Genomic DNA, 15,770 nt, shown 5'->3' with positions numbered 1-15,770 from the left:
GATGTCCAGCTTGCTCCCCCTCAACAGTTCCCCGCTTGAGCGCGCCATTGAGGTTGCCACGGATGAAGTCCCGAAGATTCCCTTGCGCACGCTGTACAACCCGCAGACCTGTCCCGCGCACTTGCTCTATCACCTGGCGTGGGCCTGGTCGGTGGACCGCTGGGATGAAGCATGGTCTGAGCCGGTAAAGCGTGCAGCCATTGCCGCGTCGTTCTTCATCCATGAACGCAAGGGGACCATTGGTGCGATACGCCGAGTGGTTGAACCGCTTGGCTATCTCATTGATGTCCTGGAGTGGTGGCAGACCGTACCTGAGGGAATCCCCGGTACTTTTGCCCTCAAGGTGGGTGTGCTGGACACCGGCATCACCGAGGAGATGTATCAGGAACTGACAGCCCTGATCGATGACGCCAAGCCTGTCAGCCGTCACATGCTGGAACTGGCCATCAGCCTTGAAACGACCGGCCGTTTCTACCTAGCCGCTTCGGTCTCCGAAGGCGACGAAATCGACGTCTATCCACCTGTACCGCGTGACATTGAAGTCTCGGGGCATATGGGGCTGGGTGGGCGTGAAACCACTATCGATACTCTGGATGTCTTCGCATGATCGATCAGACTTCGCAATTCTTTGCCACCCTGACCAATATCGGTGCGGCCAAGCAGGCCAATGCCGATGCCCTCGGCGTGCCTTGGAAAATAGCTCAAATGGGTGTGGGTGATGCCAATGGCACCGATCCGGTGCCCGATGCTTCACAGAAAAAACTGATCAACGAGCGCCGCCGTGCCCCGCTCAATCAGCTCAAGGTTGATCCAGCCAACAACGCGATCATCATCGCCGAGCAGGTTATCCCGGCAGAGGTGGGCGGCTTCTGGATTCGTGAAATTGGCTTGTACGATACGGAAGGGGATCTGGTGGCGGTTGCGAACTGCGCGCCGTCCTTCAAACCATTGCTGGCTCAAGGTTCTGGACGCACGCAGATCGTGCGCATCAACCTGCTGGTCAGCAATACCAGCAACGTCGAGCTGCGCATTGACCCAACGGTTGTGCTGGCCACACGTTCCTTCGTGGATCTGCGGATTCAGGAGGAGCTTTCCAAACTCGACAACAAGCAATCTGTTCGTGCTGCCACCACCGGCCCGATTGTCCTTGCTGGCATTCAGACGGTCGATGGCATTGCGCTTGTCGCAGGTGACCGGGTACTGGTGAAAAATCAGGCCAGCGGTAAAGACAATGGCCTGTACTCAGTCGTCGCAGGTAATGCCTGGTTGCGCGTTGTTGACGCGGATGCAAGCGCCGAGGTGACGCCCAACCTGATGGTCAGCGTCGAGCAGGGTGACACGTTGTTCGACACGCTCTGGCAGTTGACGACAAACGCGCCAATTACCCTGGGTACGACTGCGCTGGTGTTCGAGCAAGTGGCAGGTCCAACTGGCGTTTTGCCCGGTACTTACAACCGGGTTACGGTAGACCGACGCGGCCTGGTGATGGCCGGTTTCAACCCGACCACACTGGGCGGGTACGGCATTGCCGATGCCTACAGCAAGACCGAGATCGATACGCGGGTTGCGGCGTTACAACCCAAGCTGGGGTTTACCGCTGTGCAACAAGGCACCGGTGCGGGCCAATTGGACAACGCGGTGAAGATCGGATGGAGCGGGACTGACCTGAAAGCGACTGTTGATAAGACAGATCTTGGAAAGCTCTGGTATTCAAGCAACTTTAACCCCGACAAAAAAGCGGATCGTGCTGAAACCCTCTCCGGCTACGGTATTAATGACGCTTATACGTCAGCAGAAGTTGATCGGCGTGTGTCTGAGCGTGCCTTGAAGACGGAGGTTTATTCGAAGGCTGATACGTATACAAGAGCTGAGGTTGATACTCGGGACGCGCAGCGCTACACCAAAGAGGAAACCGATCTAAGACTGTCGGGCAAGGCGACTGGGGACGGCATTACGGTTGTCGGGTTTGCGGGCAATGATGTCAAATATCCCTATATGCGTCGATCCACTGATGGCGGCGTTTACCACCTGCAGACAAGGCTGGGGTATGTTCCTGTTCAAGCGGGCACGGGAGTCGGGCAGCAAAGCAACCTGATAAAAATAGGTCATTCCGCTGTTGGCGTTAAAATCACAGTTGACGAAACAGACTTTGGCAATCTCTGGTACTCGGGCAATTTTGACCCCAGTAGTAAAGCGAACGTAGGCTCCACGCTTGCTGCCTACGGGATTAACAATGCGTATACCAAGGCTGAGGTCGATGCACGCGACTCGTCTCGCGCAATTGCTGATTCAATCACCCACGTAGGGTTTGCCAGCGGTGATGTTGCTTTTCCCTACATGCGGCGGTCGTCCGACGGCGGAATATTTTACCTGCAGACCCGTCTAGGCTTCTCCCCTGTAGAGCAGGGTGGCGGCGCAAATATGGGTAATTTCAAACTGAGGCTAGGTTACAACAATGCCGGCAGTGTCCGTTTTTCAGTAGATGGCGCTGATTACGGCGATCTGATAAGCGATATTAACCTGGCGACGAAAGTTGCGGGACTTGGACTGACTGGCATTGGTCAGTATGCATTCGCACGAGTAATCAATACATATGGTAATTCTATAAACCAAGGTACATCGATTCCCGGCAACAACCTTCTTTACAGCTCTACAGCTGCAGGCGACGGCGCAAGTAGTAACTCGGGAACCATTGGCATAGGGACCTGGCGTGCTCATGGCGCGTTTAACGGTACTGAGCGCACGCTCTTTCAACGAATCAATTAGGTTAACTATGAGAACAGTATTAAGCGCCCGCGATCCTCGCTGGTCCGATCAGGCTCATTCGTCCATCGTTCTGATGGTGGCGTTCAAAGAAGTGTTCGAGATCTATGGAGAGACGCCGTTCGCGGCTTCTCCCCACGATACCGAGCCTCATGGTGTAGAGCTGTTTGAACGTGCGCTGGCCGGTGAGTTTGGTGAGGTCCAAGAGCCGACGCTCCAGACGGTGCAGGTACAGGTCATGTGCGAGCGTGGCGGACTTTCTGCTGCAGCTACGGCGCGAATCAACGAGTTGGTCGTCGAGCTGGAAACGTTGCAAGACGCCGTTGATCTGGGCGTCGCGACGCCCGAGCAGCAAACGGCGCTGCCTGCTATCAGCGCCGAGATTAAGGCGCAGCGGTTATACCGCGTCGAACTCGCGCAGCTCGACACGAAGCCTGGCTATCCGCTGGACTTTGAATGGCCGGTGCCGCCTGCCGATCCATTCGTTTACGAGCCGCCCAAGCCGGAAGCTCCTGCGCAGAACGTCAGCGACGACGATCAGCAAAGCACCTGACGCCCCGCACTGATGGGGCGTTTTCTTACCCGCTATTCGCATTCCACCACCAACCCCCCTGATCGGGGTTTTTTCGTTTCTGGAGATCGTCTTATGAGTTTCTTCCACGGCGTGACCATGACAAACGTCGACACGGGCGCACGTACCATTTCGCTGCCCACGTCCTCAATCATCGGTCTGGTCGATACGTTCACCGAGGCCCCGGCGTACAGCGCCAAGGCCAATGACCTGGTGCTGATCACGTCCGAGCGCGAAGCCATTGCAGCGTTTGGTCCTGACTCGGCGATCACCAAAGCCTGTCAGGCGGTGTACGTGCGGGCCAAGGCGGTGATCGTTGCTTGTGGCGTTGCCAAACTGGACGATGCTGCCCTGCAAACTTCCGCCATCATCGGCGGTGTCAAAGCTGATGGCACGCGCACCGGGCTCCAGGCACTGCTCGACGGCAAGAGCCGCTTCAACGCCCAGCCGCGACTGCTGATCGCGCCCAAGCACAGCTCGATTCTGGCGGTCGGCACCGCCATGGCTGCACTGGCAGACAAACTGCGGGCGCTGCCGATCTTCGATGGCCCCAACACCACAGACGAAGCGGTCATGGCGTATGCCAAGAACTTCGGCGGCAAGCGCTCCTTCATGGTCGACCCCGGTGTCCAGTACTGGGATACAGCGACCAGCAAGACAATAGATGCGCCGGGCTCTGCCTGGGTGGCGGGTCTGTTCGCCTGGACCGACGCGGAGTATGGCTTCTGGGCCTCGCCGTCGAATAAAGAGTTCGCCGGGATCACCGGCACCACCCGGCCCATCGAGTTTCTGGACGGCGACGAAACCTGCCGCGCCAACCTGCTCAACAACGCGAACATCGCCACCATCATCCGTGATGACGGTTATCGCCTGTGGGGCAACCGCACCCTGAGCAGCGACCCCAAGTGGGCGTTCGTCACCCGTGTCCGCACCATGGACATCGTCATGGACGCGATCCTCTACGGGCACAAGTGGGCGGTCGACCGTTCGATCACTGCGACCTACATCAAGGACGTGACCGAGGGCCTGCAGGCGTTCATGCGTGACCTGAAAAATCAGGGCGCAATCATCAACTTTGAAGTGTTCGCGGACACCGAACTGAACACGGCCAGCCAGCTGGAGCAGGGCAAGGTGTTCTGGAACATCCGATTCACCGACGTTCCACCTGCCGAAAACCCCAACTTCCGCGTCGAAGTCACCAATCAATGGTTGACCGAAGTGCTCGACTCTGCCGCTTAAGGAACTGCAACGATGGCGATGATTCCCGAAACACTGAGCAACCTGAACCTGTTCGTCGACGGCGTCAGCTTCCAAGGCGATGTTCCAAGCCTGACGCTGCCCAAGTTGACGATCAAGACGGAAGAGCACCGGGCTGGAGGCATGGATGCTCCAGTTGAGCTGGATATGGGCATGGAGAAGCAGGAAGCCAACTTCACAACAACGGGCGTGCGCCGGGAGTCGTTGAAGTTTTTCGGCCTGGCTGATGGCACTGCCTTCAACAGCGTTTTCCGAGGCGCGTTCAAGGGCCTGAAAGGCAAGATCACCCCAGTCGTGGTCACCCTTCGCGGTCGGCTCAAAGAGGTCGACATGGGTGACTGGAAGCCGGGTGACAAGTCCGAGATCAAACACTCGGTCGCGGTCACCTACTACAAGCTGGAAGTGGATGGCCGTCTGATTTACGAGATCGATGCGCTGGGCATGAAACGCGTCATCAACGGTGTCGACCAACTCGCTGCAGAACGTTCAGCCCTCGGCCTCTGATAAAAGGAAATTCCTGTGTCTCAAGCAAATACCCAACCAAGCTGGATGACTCTGACGGCCGAGAGTGTTTCGGTGAAGCTGTCCAAGCCTGCCGAAGTCAACAGCGTTCAGGTGGATACTCTGACCTTGCGTGCTCCGACCGTGCGAGATGTGCGTGCTGCGCAAGCGGCCTCAAATGGTGATGCCGAACAGCGCGAGATCAACCTCTTCGCATCGCTCGCCGAAGTGGGCGGTGGTGATCTGGAAAGGCTACCGCTCAAAGACTACAACCGCCTGCAGGCGGGCTATTTTCGTCTGGTGCAAGACGACGAGCTTTGATCCTGCACTTCAGAAGCTGGCGGCAAAGCGACTTGCAAAAGAGCTGGGCTTCTCGTCGGTGGAAATCATGTCCATGTCTTTCTCGGACATGATCTGGTGGCTCACGGACTGAGCCCATCCCAACATCTGAGGTGAGTGATGGCGAACAATCTGGCATTGGGGCTGGTGATTGGCGGCTCTGTCAGTTCCACCCTGGGTTCGGCCTTCAGTACCGTCGAAGGCCGTATCAAGAAGCTGGAGCAAAAGGGTAGTCAGGCCAAGGTGTTGAGAAACACCATTGGCGAAACCATGCGCCTGCGTGATGAGTGGAAGAAAGCGCACGACAGTGGTGCTGCATCGGCCTCTGGTCTGCTGCGCAAGCTTGAGACCAACCTCGACACGCTGCGTAAACAGGGTGTTCAGGTCGGCAAGCTCAGGCAGGAATATCAGTCCCTTGACCGTGTGGCCAGAAGCATGGACCTCAAGGTCAAGGGGCACCAACAGATCGAGCAGGGCAAGGCCGGACTCAAGTCCGGGATCGGCACCGCTGTCGCGGGTGTCGGCGCACTGGCAGTACCGACCAAGATCAGTGCGGACTATCAGGCGATCATCCGGGACATCGCGATCAAGGCGGGGGTGGCCAACAAGCCACAGGAAGCGGAACTGACCACCTCGGTGATCAAGACTTCTCAAGACACGGGCATGGCACGCAACGATGTGGCTGACCTGGTCAACAAGCTGGTCGGTGCGGGCATGAGCCTGGACAAGGCGCTGTCCTACGCGCCGGTGGCGGCGAAGTTTGCGGTCGGGCAGGGGGCCAGCGGCACCGATACGGCCAACATGATTCAGGCACTGCAGCAGAACGCCAAAATCACCGACCCGAAGATGATGGAAAAAGCCCTTGAGGCCGTCGCCATGCAAGGGCAGGCAGGTAGTTTTGAAGCCAGCGACATGGCGAAGTGGTTTCCGCAACTGCTTGCGGGCATGGGCAAGCTGGGTGTGACCGGCATGGATTCGGTGAGCCAGCTCGGCGCAATGCTGCAGGTGCAGATGAAAACAGCCGGCGGCTCGGATGAGGCGGCCAACAACCTGAAAAACTGGATGGAGAAGATCGGCTCCACCGACGTGGTGAAGTCATACAAAGACGTTGGTATCGACTATCAGGGTTCTCTCAACACAGGCATCCAGAAGGGAATGTCGACCCTGGAGTCCAGCTTTGCGCTGGCCCAGCACTACATCGAAAAGACCGATCCGGCCAAAGCCAAAAAAATGAAGGAGGCCACGGAGAAGATCAGTAAGGAAGCTGATCCGAAAAAGGCGAAAGAGATGCTGGATTCGCTGGAGCAGGCGCTGCGCACTGGCGATCTGTTCGCCGACATGCAGGTCAAGGCTGCGCTGACGGCGTACTCGCAAAACCGTGGCATGTATGAGCAACTGAAAAAGGACGCTCAGAACGCTTCAGGGATTCTGGACAAGAACCTGGCCGAGCGGCGTGGCGCTTCGTCGCAGATCTGGGCAGAGACGTTTCAGGCCGTCAACGACTCGATGCGTAGCATCGGCGACGCCATTCGCCCGGTCACTGACGCAGTCGCCAAAGGTATCACTGCAACAGCCAAAGAATTCACCACGCTTTCTGATAACGCCAAGCCTGTGGTTCTGGCCATCGCGTTACTCGGTGGCGGGTTGGTAGCCCTCAAGTCGGCTGCCGGTGCATTCAAAATCGGCAAGGGGTTGCTCAACCTCGGTCGCGGTGCGTTAGGCGGCAGCCCGAACAAGGTTCAGAAGGTCTTCGTCACGAACTCTGGCGATAGCGATGGCAAGCCCGAGGGCAAAGTCGGTGCGGTCAAAGGGCTGCTGGAGACTGGTCTCAAAGCCTTCAAGGGCAAGGATAAAGCCAAGGGCAAGAACAAAAGCAAGACCCAGGACGGTGACAAGGAACAGGTTGACGGTGACGACGATGAGTCTGAGGAAGGCGGCAAGACAGGTTTTGATCCTGTCGAAACCGGCCTCAAGATCCTCGATCTGTTCGGCGAAGGCAGTAGCGACGGCGATAGTGGCAAAGGTGGCGGCAGCAGCTCGGAGCCGCAGAAAGTCTTTGTGGTCAATGCCAATGCTTTCGGCGGTGGTTCAGATGCACCGGGTGACCAGCGTCGGTCTCGACGTGGTCGACGGCGAGGCGCAGCGGGTGGTGCCGGTGGTCGTCGTGGTGGTCCTCCTATGCCGCCAAGGCCACCTGTTCCATCTCCACCCCCTCCGGTGCCCGCTGGTCGACTGGCGCGTATGGCCGGGGCTGCCGGGAAGTTGGGCGGTCTTGCCAAGGTGGTTCCGGGTGCCAAGTTTCTCGATGCAGGCATGCTGGCGTTGGATACGTACCAGAATGCCGAAACCCAGGACGAGAAAGCCGAAGGCTACGGCGGCGCTGCCGGGGGATTGGCTGGCGCGTTGGCGGGTGGTGCGGCAGGTGCAGCCATTGGCTCCATTGTGCCCGTTGTCGGCACGGCCATCGGCGGGCTGGTGGGCGCATTTCTCGGAGGCATGGGCGGGCAGGACGTCGGTGGCTTTCTGGGCAAAGCGCTGTTTGGCTCAGACGAAAAAGCCGAGGCTGTTGCTGAAAAGCCAGGCGATACCAAGCCGTCTGCTGCGCCTGGCGATGTGGTCAAAGCGATGGCGGCGGTTGGTCCACCCCAGGCGTTGCCTGCTGTCATCAAGGCCGCCGAGCAAAGCAAGGCCGAGCCGGCGAAGATAGATCAGCAACTCACCTTCTCGCCGAACATGCCTGTCAGCGTACAGGGAGATGTGAAGGATCCGGCACAACTGGCACGAGAGATCGCGCCGTTTCTTCAGCGTCAATTTGAAGAGTTCAGTCGACAGGCGGCAGCCCGTCAATTGTTTGATGCCCCAGATGTGGGGTAAGGAAAGGTTATGGCCTATGCAGAGCAACTGCAGTCGTCGTTGAAGTACTTGATTACAGCGGGGGAGGTAGGGCGTCGAAGTCTGGATGACATGGTTGGCCCCTTGAATGGGGCCATCGGCGACATAACAGGGGCAGCATCAGAGCTGGAGAACATCCCTTTCATCGGTCCTGCCGTAGGCGCGAAGTTGCAGCGCACCATGCGTGGCATCAATGTCGCCCAGTCAAAGGTGGGCCAGGTGGTGGCGATGTACGGGCAGGCGACCAGTGCGGCGGCGCAGGTGCAAGAGCGTATGGGCACACTGAAAGAGCAAGCGTCCAAGGCGAGTGCTGCAATCAATCGGGTTGCCGGGAAGATTAGCCCGTCTCTGGGCAACATCGTACCCACCGGTAGTTTTGCCTCTCAGACCACGCCAGCCCCGGAAGCAGTAAAACCGTTTCCGCACTTGCTGATTATTCAGCCACTCAAGCCCGAGGCGCAGCCTTACTACTTCAACCTGGACACGGCTGCGTTCGATGAACTGCGCAGACAGACCGCGTTCCGTTGGGCCGGGCAAGAGCGTTTGACCCGCAGCATTGCGCAACAGGCGGTTGGGTTCGGCGACGACAAGCTGAGTTTGAAAGGGTCCATCTTTCCAGGCTTCAAAGGCGGACTTAAGCAACTGAACACGTTGCGCAGCATGGGTCGCAATCTGCAACCCCTCAGCCTGACAACAGGCTACGGAGAGGTTCTAGGCAACTGGTGTCTGCTTAGTGTGGATGAAGAACAGAGCAACCTGCTGGCCGGGGGTATTCCCCGCAAGCAGGGCTTTTCATTGGAGTTTGTGAGCTATGGCGACGATCTGCAGAACGTCTAACGGGGATCTGCTCGACACTCTGTGTCAGCACTACTACGGGCACCTGAATGGCAGCGTTGAGGCGGTGCTGGATGCCAATCAGGGCCTGGCAGATGAGCCGCAACCGTACCGGGCTGGCGTGCAGATCCTGCTACCGGATCTGCAGGTCACAAGCGAAGAAGCCATTCAGCTCTGGGGCTAGGGCCAGCCGGTTCACATCCACCTTTTATCAACGCTTGGCGGCGGATTCTGGTGAATCTGCCATGTCTTGCCATGGCTATCAAAGAAGGTCCCATGAAGCCTGCATTCCGAATCGTTGCGGATCGCACCGATATCACGGCCTTGATCAATGACCGTTTGTTATTGCTCCGGACAAGTGACAAGCCAGGCATGGAGTCTGATGAGTTTGAGCTGCGTATCGATGATCGGGACGGAGCCGTTGCCCTGCCGTCGCGAGGCGCGGACATCGAGATTTACCTGGGTTACGAAGGACAGCCACTGACGCGGCTGGGGCTTTACACCGTGGATGACATAGAGTCGTCCGGGCCTCCCGATACCTTGGTCATTCGCGGCAAGGCCAGCGATATGCGTGGCAGCGGCAGGACCACTCGTTCCGGTAGCTGGGAAGATGTCACGCTGCAGCAGATCGTGAACGACGTCGCGACACGTAATAGTTGGAAGCCTGTCTGTAACGTCGCAACGAAGGTACCCCGCGCTGATCAGCTTGACGAGTCGGACTATAACTTCATTACCCGGCTGGCCAAGAAGCATGACTGCACTGCCAAAGTCGCAGACGGCAAGTTGTTGGTGCTGCCACGCCAAGGCGGCGAGAGCGCAAGCGGTAAGGCGTTGGGCGTTGTGAGGATTCAACGCAATGACGTGGCGCGCTGGCAGTTTCGTCTCAGTGACAAGACGACGCAAAGAGCCGTGCAGACCAAGCATCAGGACAAGAAAACGGGAAAACTGAAGGTGGTTGAGCTGACCAACGATCAGTCACCTGACGGCCTGCCGCCCGTTCACACCGACCGCCACATCTACCCGAACAAATCTGCTGCAGAGCAGGCAGCGAAGGCGCGCCTTGCCGCATTCAATCGCAGCACCGCTGGCGTTCGGCTGGAAATGGCCGGGCGCACCGATCTATTCGCCGAGCGGATGGTCGACGCCCAGGGCTTCAAGGTCGGCCTGGATGGTGAGTACCTAGTCGACTCGGTTGAACAGGTATTCACCCAGTCCGGCTGGACCACCACGGTGGAGTGCAACGGCGGAAAATCCGGCAAGGCCAAAGCGAAGGGCAAGAAAAAGAAAGAGAAGAAACCGGTCAAGGTCGTACAGCTTTAACTGGCCAGATCAGCACCCACTTATTAGGAGAACCACGCATGTCAATTACCACGCAGCAGTTGTTGCAGATACTTCCCAACGCCAGCTCCCGAGCTGGCGTTTTTGTTCCTGTCTTAAACGTTGCAATGAGCAAGTACGCCATCGTCACCAGATTGCGCATTGCCGCATTCATCGCCCAGGTCGGCCATGAGTCTGGCCAGTTGCGCTACGTTCGCGAACTGGGCAGCGATGACTACCTCGACAAGTACGACACTGGACGCCTGGCTGAACGCTTGGGCAACACGCCCGAGGATGATGATGACGGCCAATTGTATAGGGGCAGGGGGCTGATTCAGGTCACCGGCAAAGCGAACTACGCGGAGTGTGGCGAAGCGCTTGGGCTGGATCTGCTCAAGCACCCCGAACTCTTGGAGCGTCCAGAGCATGCAGCCATGTCGGCAGGTTGGTTCTGGCACCGAGCTGGACTCAATACCTTGGCGGATAAAGGGGACTTCCTGGCGATCACCAGACGCATCAATGGCGGCACCAATGGCATGGCAGATCGGCAAAGGCTTTACGAGCGTGCTTTGAAGATGCTTGCTTGATACTGTCTTCTGATGAAGATATGTGCATGGGGCGTGTGCGTCAATCTCTCGTAGTCGTATCTTGCTGACTTAACGTTATGCGATAGCTCTTCAGCGTCTCACCTTCAGTCAGGTATTGCTTACTAAAGTAACGGTATACAGCGCCTTTTATCTCGATCCCAACACCGTTTTCTGTGTCACGTATTTTTACATCCTTAACAGCGCTATCCGTGACCATGAAAAGGTTGGCTTTGTTTAGCTCTTTCAGCACCTCTTTATCGTTGCCGCTTAAGGGTTTGCTAATGTAAAAGCGAAGCGTGTTCAGGTCGGTGGCGGGCGCGAAATATTCGGTGACGTACAACCATGCGCCGTCAGAAAGCTCACGTTTTATAACGACTTCATCAGCATCACCCCGGCCAAAAAGGAAACCGTCAAAAATAAATCTTAACGCTATTATGATAACTAGCGTCCAGAAGAAAAATTTGTAATTTAATTTAAGCTCAATAGCCTTTGAGTTCTGCATAGCGAATCCCTCTTTCTATCCATGTCTGATCTTTGGGATCGTCACCATAAGGTGCACGCCAAAACCAGTGGCCCCAGTCAATCTCAGGATCCTGAGTGTCTGCTTCCTTTTGAGCGAAACCGGCAGCTCTTAATAAAAGCTGTTCGGATAACTGGCCAGCTCTACCAACTGCACCATAGTGGAAGTTGCCAAAGTTTTCCCATTTGTGATTTTGCTGCTTGTAATCCCAAGGTCCGTGACCACGAACCTTTTGGTAGAACCAGCTCATAAATGCGCCAGTTGCAGGGTCGCGTTTCCAACGGTCATTGGTAAGTTTCATGTGGACGTCGACACTAACGTGAGGAGGTATAACAGCAGGTATGATGATATTCATGATTTTTCCTTGATCTTAAATAGAAAAATTACGAATAGATTTTGTTGCTGATCGCGTCCCAGCCGCCAGCAATTTGTCCTGCGCTTTGCCCGGTTTTCCGACTTTGCTTAGAGTATACGAGCTGGATACGGCCGTAGTTTAAGGCAATTAGTTCGCTAGGAAAGGCACCGACTTGATTGCCATTACCCGTCAAGGTAAATGAACTAATAATAACCTCTTCTAGTTTTATCTCTAAATATTTGACTTTCGGATCTCCGGCGCGAAAAACGTGCACAGATACTTGTTTAAAATGCTTACCGCTGCAGCAAGCTTCATGAAGCTTCGGCGTGGCGTTATCTACGGCTTTCCGGACAAGCATGTCACTCATGTACGCACGCCCTGAGGTCGCGCCACCCGACGAGGTAGACGTCGCAGATGCTGTCTGGTTTGCAGAGAGGTCGAAATCCTGTAATTCGATCCAGTTCTCGTAGCCCTCGGAGAGGGTTTCGCCTGGTACACCTTCAATTTGGAGATATGCTTCAAATGACATAGTTAATTCCTTTTAGTGAACTCATCATCTCACGATCATACACAAAATGATTTTTCAGTGGTACGCCTACCAGCTTCGGTTACGAGTCAATCAACCGCCGCCCTAAGTTGAAAAAGAGCGACCAGTCGTGATGCGCCAACACCACGCCCGGTCGCCGTCCCCGCAGATTACCCCTGCAAGTCCAGCCAAGGCTCTCGCTTCGTGCACAAAGCGAAGCGAGCCTAGCACCTGTCTATATATACAGTAAAGGTCTTGCTTTCTATGTCCACACCCATCATCCCTTGGATGGGCGGCAAACGCCGCCTTGCCGACCGTCTCATCCCGCTGTTCCCACCCCACGAATGCTATGTCGAAGTGTTCGCAGGCGGTGCGGCCCTCTACTTCATGCGTCCTCAGGCCGCCCCGGTTGAGGTCTTGAACGACATCAACGGAGACTTGGTCACGCTGTATCGCGTCGTCCAAAACCACCTTGAAGAATTTGTCCGCCAGTTCAAATGGGCGCTCAGCTCGCGCCAGGTATTTGAGTGGCAGAAGATGACCCGCCCCGAAACGCTTACCGACATCCAGCGCGCGGCCCGATTCTTCTATCTTCAGCATCATGCCTTTGCGGGGAAGGTCAGCGGACAGACGTTCGGGACCGCAACGACGGGACCAGCCATCAACCTGCTACGGATCGAGGAGAACCTTTCTGCGGCCTGGCAGCGTTTGTCAGGTACATATGTGGAGAACCTGCCGTGGCTCGAATGTGCCGAGCGTTACGACCGGCCTCACACCTTCCATTATATGGACCCGCCTTACTGGCAGACTGCCGGGTACGGTGTGGATTTCCCATTCGAGAATTATGAGCGGATGGCTGATTTCATGCGCAGGTGCAAAGGGAAAGTGATGGTCAGTATCAATGACCATCCAGACATAAGGCGAGTGTTCGACGGGTTCCATTTTGAGATGCTGGATATCCGATACACGACGACCAATCAACGGCATGGAACTTCTGCCGTCGCCGGTGAGCTTATAGTCATGAATTGGGAACCAAAGTTAATGAATGGATTATTTTAACTTGGTCTATCTGGACCCAAAATTCGTATGGTTTCTAAAAGCCTGGTATCTCACGCCACGCTTTTTCAGGTGGCAAAGCTTGGAATCTCCAGCCGTTCGAATGGGAAAGCCTCTTCTATTCCAGACGATAGCTCGTAGAGATCAGAGAAACCGTGTCGGCGGCCTAGCTTTGGTGTCCAATATCTACCATGCGCAAGCCAGTGCCTGTATTTTTGGGCGGTCCTTAGCTTTTCAATATATGGTGCTGACGAAGGAACATGATTTTTCCAAGCAGCTAAAATGTCGTCGAACCTCATCTCTAGTTTGTGCTTTCCGTATAGCTTTCGGAATGCACGACTGAGAGGGTCTTTCAACTTTTTATCAACCCTTGCGAGATAATCTATCCTAAACCGCGCCTCAAGCGCTGCGAGTACAGTTAGGCAAGTTGATGTCTCGAACTCGTCAGACTCTCGCTTGTAGGCATCAATTACTTGTTCAGGAGTGGAGAATGCGTATTTGTCGATATAGGCATCGCTTCCGCCTAGATAAAATGTACCTATTGCAGTTCGGACGCCTTCATAATAATCAGCTATGTCTGAGTATTTTAAATGCAATCCGGATGGCTGAAATACGATTCTCCTCATGCCATATCCATTATCAGTTCTTGGAAGTTTTCCTTGTTCCACTCAGAGTATTTGTACGGAGGTTTGGCAGATAGTATGACCCAGCGCCATGGAAGCTCTTCTTGGCCACTATTTGGCTGCGGTTTACGAATTGGTTTCTCGTCACCAATTGTGACTGTTACAGTGACTTTAGGGCCTGTACCTTTTATCAGGGCAACGCTTCTTGTTCCCTTTGGGCCTACGATGTCGACACGGCCTTTTGAGCCAATAAGCATGGTTCCTACCGGTGAAAATATGTACTTAATGTTACCTATTCTTAATACTGCGCTTTCAACCTGATAGATGCCCAGTGATTCCTCGCGAATCATGATCGGATGAAGGGTAAGCTCTGTAGAACCTTCGGTGATGAAAGGCGTTAGAAAAGTACGAACCTCTGTGTAGAGATCGTCGAGTAGTTTGCGCCATTCCTCGATCTGCTCTTGTGGGTCAAATTTTTGAGACGAAGGAGATTTTTTCTCATTCACAAAGTCACTAAAACTTTTTTTGGTCAAGGGGGATCTCCGATAGGTAAGTGGGTGGAGGTGCTGGGATGTCTGACAGCTCCAGAGCTTTGAATGGTATGCCGTATATCTATGCATACGGTAGTTGAAAACCTGTCAGAGGCGATAGAGCAGCGTTTACATTGATGCCGCCTGAGGGGTGGTCTTTAGCTAATCTGTGTGCATCCACTCGTCTTTTTCTATCGTACAATGATATTGCACCGTGTTCCTCGGTAAGCTACTGTCCCGAATCAACCAGATGAGCATCCTTCCGTGACGACTGTCAGCAAACTCTTGATGCGTGTGATCAAGGCCCACGCCCGCTGGCGTTGGCGCGCCTGACTCTTTCTTTTGCCGGATTTCCGGCTCTGCAGAACCAAGCCAAATACCGCAATTCATGCCGACAGCCGGGCTGAATACAGCTCAATAAAAAGCGGGTATTAAAGCGGGTTTAGTTTTTAGATTTCTTGGTAAAAGATCAGTAAATTCAATAGGTTGGGTAAGAAATGCTACTGATGATCGATAACTACGACTCCTTTACCTACAACGTTGTGCAGTACCTCGGTGAGCTGGGAGCAGACGTCAAAGTCATTCGCAATGACGAACTGACCATTGCCCAGATCGAAGCCCTGAACCCCGAGCGCATCGTGGTATCGCCCGGTCCGTGTACGCCCAACGAAGCAGGCGTATCGCTTGAGGTGATCAACCACTTCGCCGGCAAATTGCCGATTCTGGGTGTCTGCCTTGGGCATCAGTCCATTGGCCAGGCATTCGGGGGCGAGGTGGTGCGTGCGCGTCAGGTAATGCATGGCAAGACCAGCCCGGTGGTACACGAAGACGGTGGCGTGTTCGAAGGCCTTAATCATCCATTGGTGGTAACCCGCTACCACTCGCTGGTGGTCAAGCGCGACACGTTACCCGAGTGCCTGGAAGTGACGGCATGGACGTCGCTTGAAGATGGCTCTGTTGACGAGATCATGGGCCTGCGCCACAAGACATTGAACATCGAGGGCGTACAGTTTCATCCCGAGTCGATCCTGACCGAGCAAGGTCACGAGTTGTTCGCCAATTTCCTCAAACAGAGCGGCGGCCATCGTCAGGTCTAAGG

Annotated in this window: 18 protein-coding genes; 13 read left to right on the top strand and 5 right to left on the bottom strand. The window is 55.4% G+C overall.

Annotated elements, in window-relative coordinates; all coding sequences use genetic code 11:
• Nucleotide 1: 1 nt before the first annotated feature.
• The 11 genes from POR16_RS22350 to POR16_RS22300 all read left to right on the top strand — a co-directional run bounded on the left by POR16_RS22350 (nt 2) and on the right by POR16_RS22300 (nt 11,061).
• The gene (locus POR16_RS22350; protein WP_005896806.1) at nt 2-607 is read left to right on the top strand and encodes a phage tail protein I; all 606 of its coding nucleotides are present in this window, start codon (nt 2-4) and stop codon (nt 605-607) included.
• Entirely contained in the window at nt 604-2,766 is a 2,163-nt protein-coding gene (locus POR16_RS22345) for a phage tail protein (protein WP_005896808.1), read from the top strand. The genes POR16_RS22350 and POR16_RS22345 overlap by 4 nt, the downstream gene beginning before the upstream one ends.
• Before the next feature lie 7 nt (nt 2,767-2,773).
• Entirely contained in the window at nt 2,774-3,316 is a 543-nt protein-coding gene (locus POR16_RS22340) for a tail fiber assembly protein (protein WP_005896810.1), read from the top strand.
• A 93-nt stretch (nt 3,317-3,409) separates the two neighbouring features.
• Nucleotides 3,410-4,573, top strand: a complete 1,164-nt coding sequence (locus POR16_RS22335; protein WP_005896812.1) for a phage tail sheath C-terminal domain-containing protein — start codon at nt 3,410-3,412, stop codon at nt 4,571-4,573.
• Nucleotides 4,574-4,585: 12 nt separating this feature from the next.
• A complete protein-coding gene (locus POR16_RS22330) occupies nt 4,586-5,095 on the top strand; it encodes a phage major tail tube protein (protein WP_024670873.1) in 510 nt (169 codons plus the stop codon).
• A 15-nt stretch (nt 5,096-5,110) separates the two neighbouring features.
• Complete coding sequence (locus tag POR16_RS22325; RefSeq protein WP_024660117.1) at nt 5,111-5,413, top strand: phage tail assembly protein; 303 nt, start codon at nt 5,111-5,113, stop codon at nt 5,411-5,413.
• 138 nt (nt 5,414-5,551) lie between these two features.
• Nucleotides 5,552-8,305 (top strand): phage tail tape measure protein, encoded by a 2,754-nt coding sequence (locus POR16_RS22320; protein ID WP_005896818.1) that lies wholly within the window; start codon nt 5,552-5,554, stop codon nt 8,303-8,305.
• Nucleotides 8,306-8,314: 9 nt separating this feature from the next.
• Nucleotides 8,315-9,160 carry a phage tail protein gene (locus POR16_RS22315; protein WP_005896820.1) on the top strand — a complete coding sequence of 282 codons (846 nt, stop codon included), beginning with the start codon at nt 8,315-8,317 and terminating at the stop codon, nt 9,158-9,160.
• A complete protein-coding gene (locus POR16_RS22310; protein ID WP_005896822.1) occupies nt 9,135-9,341 on the top strand; it encodes a tail protein X in 207 nt (68 codons plus the stop codon). Before POR16_RS22315 ends, POR16_RS22310 begins: the two co-directional genes overlap by 26 nt.
• A gap of 92 nt (nt 9,342-9,433) precedes the next feature.
• The gene (locus POR16_RS22305; protein WP_122381154.1) at nt 9,434-10,477 is read left to right on the top strand and encodes a phage late control D family protein; all 1,044 of its coding nucleotides are present in this window, start codon (nt 9,434-9,436) and stop codon (nt 10,475-10,477) included.
• A gap of 38 nt (nt 10,478-10,515) precedes the next feature.
• Nucleotides 10,516-11,061, top strand: a complete 546-nt coding sequence (locus POR16_RS22300; RefSeq protein WP_005896827.1) for a glycoside hydrolase family 19 protein — start codon at nt 10,516-10,518, stop codon at nt 11,059-11,061.
• Between the two features lie 40 nt (nt 11,062-11,101).
• Here POR16_RS22300 and POR16_RS22295 read toward each other — a convergent pair whose 3' ends face one another.
• From POR16_RS22295 to POR16_RS22285, 3 genes are read right to left on the bottom strand one after another with little or no spacing between them, the layout of a single operon-like run.
• Nucleotides 11,102-11,563: a hypothetical protein gene (locus tag POR16_RS22295; RefSeq protein WP_005896829.1), complete on the bottom strand. Its 462-nt coding sequence runs from the start codon at nt 11,561-11,563 to the stop codon at nt 11,102-11,104.
• Nucleotides 11,541-11,936: a polymorphic toxin type 44 domain-containing protein gene (locus POR16_RS22290; protein ID WP_005896831.1), complete on the bottom strand. Its 396-nt coding sequence runs from the start codon at nt 11,934-11,936 to the stop codon at nt 11,541-11,543. The genes POR16_RS22295 and POR16_RS22290 overlap by 23 nt, the downstream gene beginning before the upstream one ends.
• A 28-nt stretch (nt 11,937-11,964) precedes the next feature.
• Nucleotides 11,965-12,465 carry an Hcp family type VI secretion system effector gene (locus tag POR16_RS22285; protein WP_005896833.1) on the bottom strand — a complete coding sequence of 167 codons (501 nt, stop codon included), beginning with the start codon at nt 12,463-12,465 and terminating at the stop codon, nt 11,965-11,967.
• 261 nt (nt 12,466-12,726) lie between these two features.
• Here POR16_RS22285 and POR16_RS22280 point away from each other — a divergent pair, with 261 nt between their 5' ends.
• Nucleotides 12,727-13,521, top strand: coding sequence for a DNA adenine methylase (locus POR16_RS22280; protein ID WP_031597625.1), 795 nt, complete (start codon nt 12,727-12,729; stop codon nt 13,519-13,521).
• Between the two features lie 65 nt (nt 13,522-13,586).
• Here the strand turns inward: POR16_RS22280 and POR16_RS22275 are convergent, their stop codons facing one another.
• The gene (locus POR16_RS22275; protein ID WP_005896837.1) at nt 13,587-14,144 is read right to left on the bottom strand and encodes a hypothetical protein; all 558 of its coding nucleotides are present in this window, start codon (nt 14,142-14,144) and stop codon (nt 13,587-13,589) included.
• Nucleotides 14,141-14,674: a hypothetical protein gene (locus POR16_RS22270; RefSeq protein ID WP_005896839.1), complete on the bottom strand. Its 534-nt coding sequence runs from the start codon at nt 14,672-14,674 to the stop codon at nt 14,141-14,143. The genes POR16_RS22275 and POR16_RS22270 overlap by 4 nt, the downstream gene beginning before the upstream one ends.
• A 494-nt stretch (nt 14,675-15,168) precedes the next feature.
• Between POR16_RS22270 and POR16_RS22265 the strand changes: the two genes are divergently transcribed.
• Nucleotides 15,169-15,768, top strand: a complete 600-nt coding sequence (locus POR16_RS22265) for an aminodeoxychorismate/anthranilate synthase component II (protein WP_005896841.1) — start codon at nt 15,169-15,171, stop codon at nt 15,766-15,768.
• Nucleotides 15,769-15,770: the final 2 nt, after the last annotated feature.

The sequence above is a fragment of the Pseudomonas coronafaciens pv. oryzae str. 1_6 genome (assembly GCF_000156995.2).
GTDB lineage: Bacteria > Pseudomonadota > Gammaproteobacteria > Pseudomonadales > Pseudomonadaceae > Aquipseudomonas > Aquipseudomonas tremae.
Note: the sequence above shows the minus strand (reverse complement) of the source record. Positions and strands in the feature narration are given on the sequence as shown.

Bases quoted from the DNA above. Each gene is read 5' to 3' on its own strand.
- POR16_RS22275 (WP_005896837.1), bottom strand. From the start codon at position 14,144: ATGAGGAGAATCGTATTTCAGCCATCCGGATTGCATTTAAAATACTCA.
- POR16_RS22285 (WP_005896833.1), bottom strand. From the start codon at position 12,465: ATGTCATTTGAAGCATATCTCCAAATTGAAGGTGTACCAGGCGAAACC.
- POR16_RS22345 (WP_005896808.1), top strand. From the start codon at position 604: ATGATCGATCAGACTTCGCAATTCTTTGCCACCCTGACCAATATCGGT.
- POR16_RS22350 (WP_005896806.1), top strand. From the start codon at position 2: ATGTCCAGCTTGCTCCCCCTCAACAGTTCCCCGCTTGAGCGCGCCATT.
- POR16_RS22335 (WP_005896812.1), top strand. From the start codon at position 3,410: ATGAGTTTCTTCCACGGCGTGACCATGACAAACGTCGACACGGGCGCA.
- POR16_RS22295 (WP_005896829.1), bottom strand. From the start codon at position 11,563: ATGCAGAACTCAAAGGCTATTGAGCTTAAATTAAATTACAAATTTTTC.
- POR16_RS22280 (WP_031597625.1), top strand. From the start codon at position 12,727: ATGTCCACACCCATCATCCCTTGGATGGGCGGCAAACGCCGCCTTGCC.
- POR16_RS22265 (WP_005896841.1), top strand. From the start codon at position 15,169: ATGCTACTGATGATCGATAACTACGACTCCTTTACCTACAACGTTGTG.
- POR16_RS22290 (WP_005896831.1), bottom strand. From the start codon at position 11,936: ATGAATATCATCATACCTGCTGTTATACCTCCTCACGTTAGTGTCGAC.
- POR16_RS22300 (WP_005896827.1), top strand. From the start codon at position 10,516: ATGTCAATTACCACGCAGCAGTTGTTGCAGATACTTCCCAACGCCAGC.
- POR16_RS22340 (WP_005896810.1), top strand. From the start codon at position 2,774: ATGAGAACAGTATTAAGCGCCCGCGATCCTCGCTGGTCCGATCAGGCT.
- POR16_RS22315 (WP_005896820.1), top strand. From the start codon at position 8,315: ATGGCCTATGCAGAGCAACTGCAGTCGTCGTTGAAGTACTTGATTACA.
- POR16_RS22310 (WP_005896822.1), top strand. From the start codon at position 9,135: ATGGCGACGATCTGCAGAACGTCTAACGGGGATCTGCTCGACACTCTG.
- POR16_RS22320 (WP_005896818.1), top strand. From the start codon at position 5,552: ATGGCGAACAATCTGGCATTGGGGCTGGTGATTGGCGGCTCTGTCAGT.
- POR16_RS22305 (WP_122381154.1), top strand. From the start codon at position 9,434: ATGAAGCCTGCATTCCGAATCGTTGCGGATCGCACCGATATCACGGCC.
- POR16_RS22330 (WP_024670873.1), top strand. From the start codon at position 4,586: ATGGCGATGATTCCCGAAACACTGAGCAACCTGAACCTGTTCGTCGAC.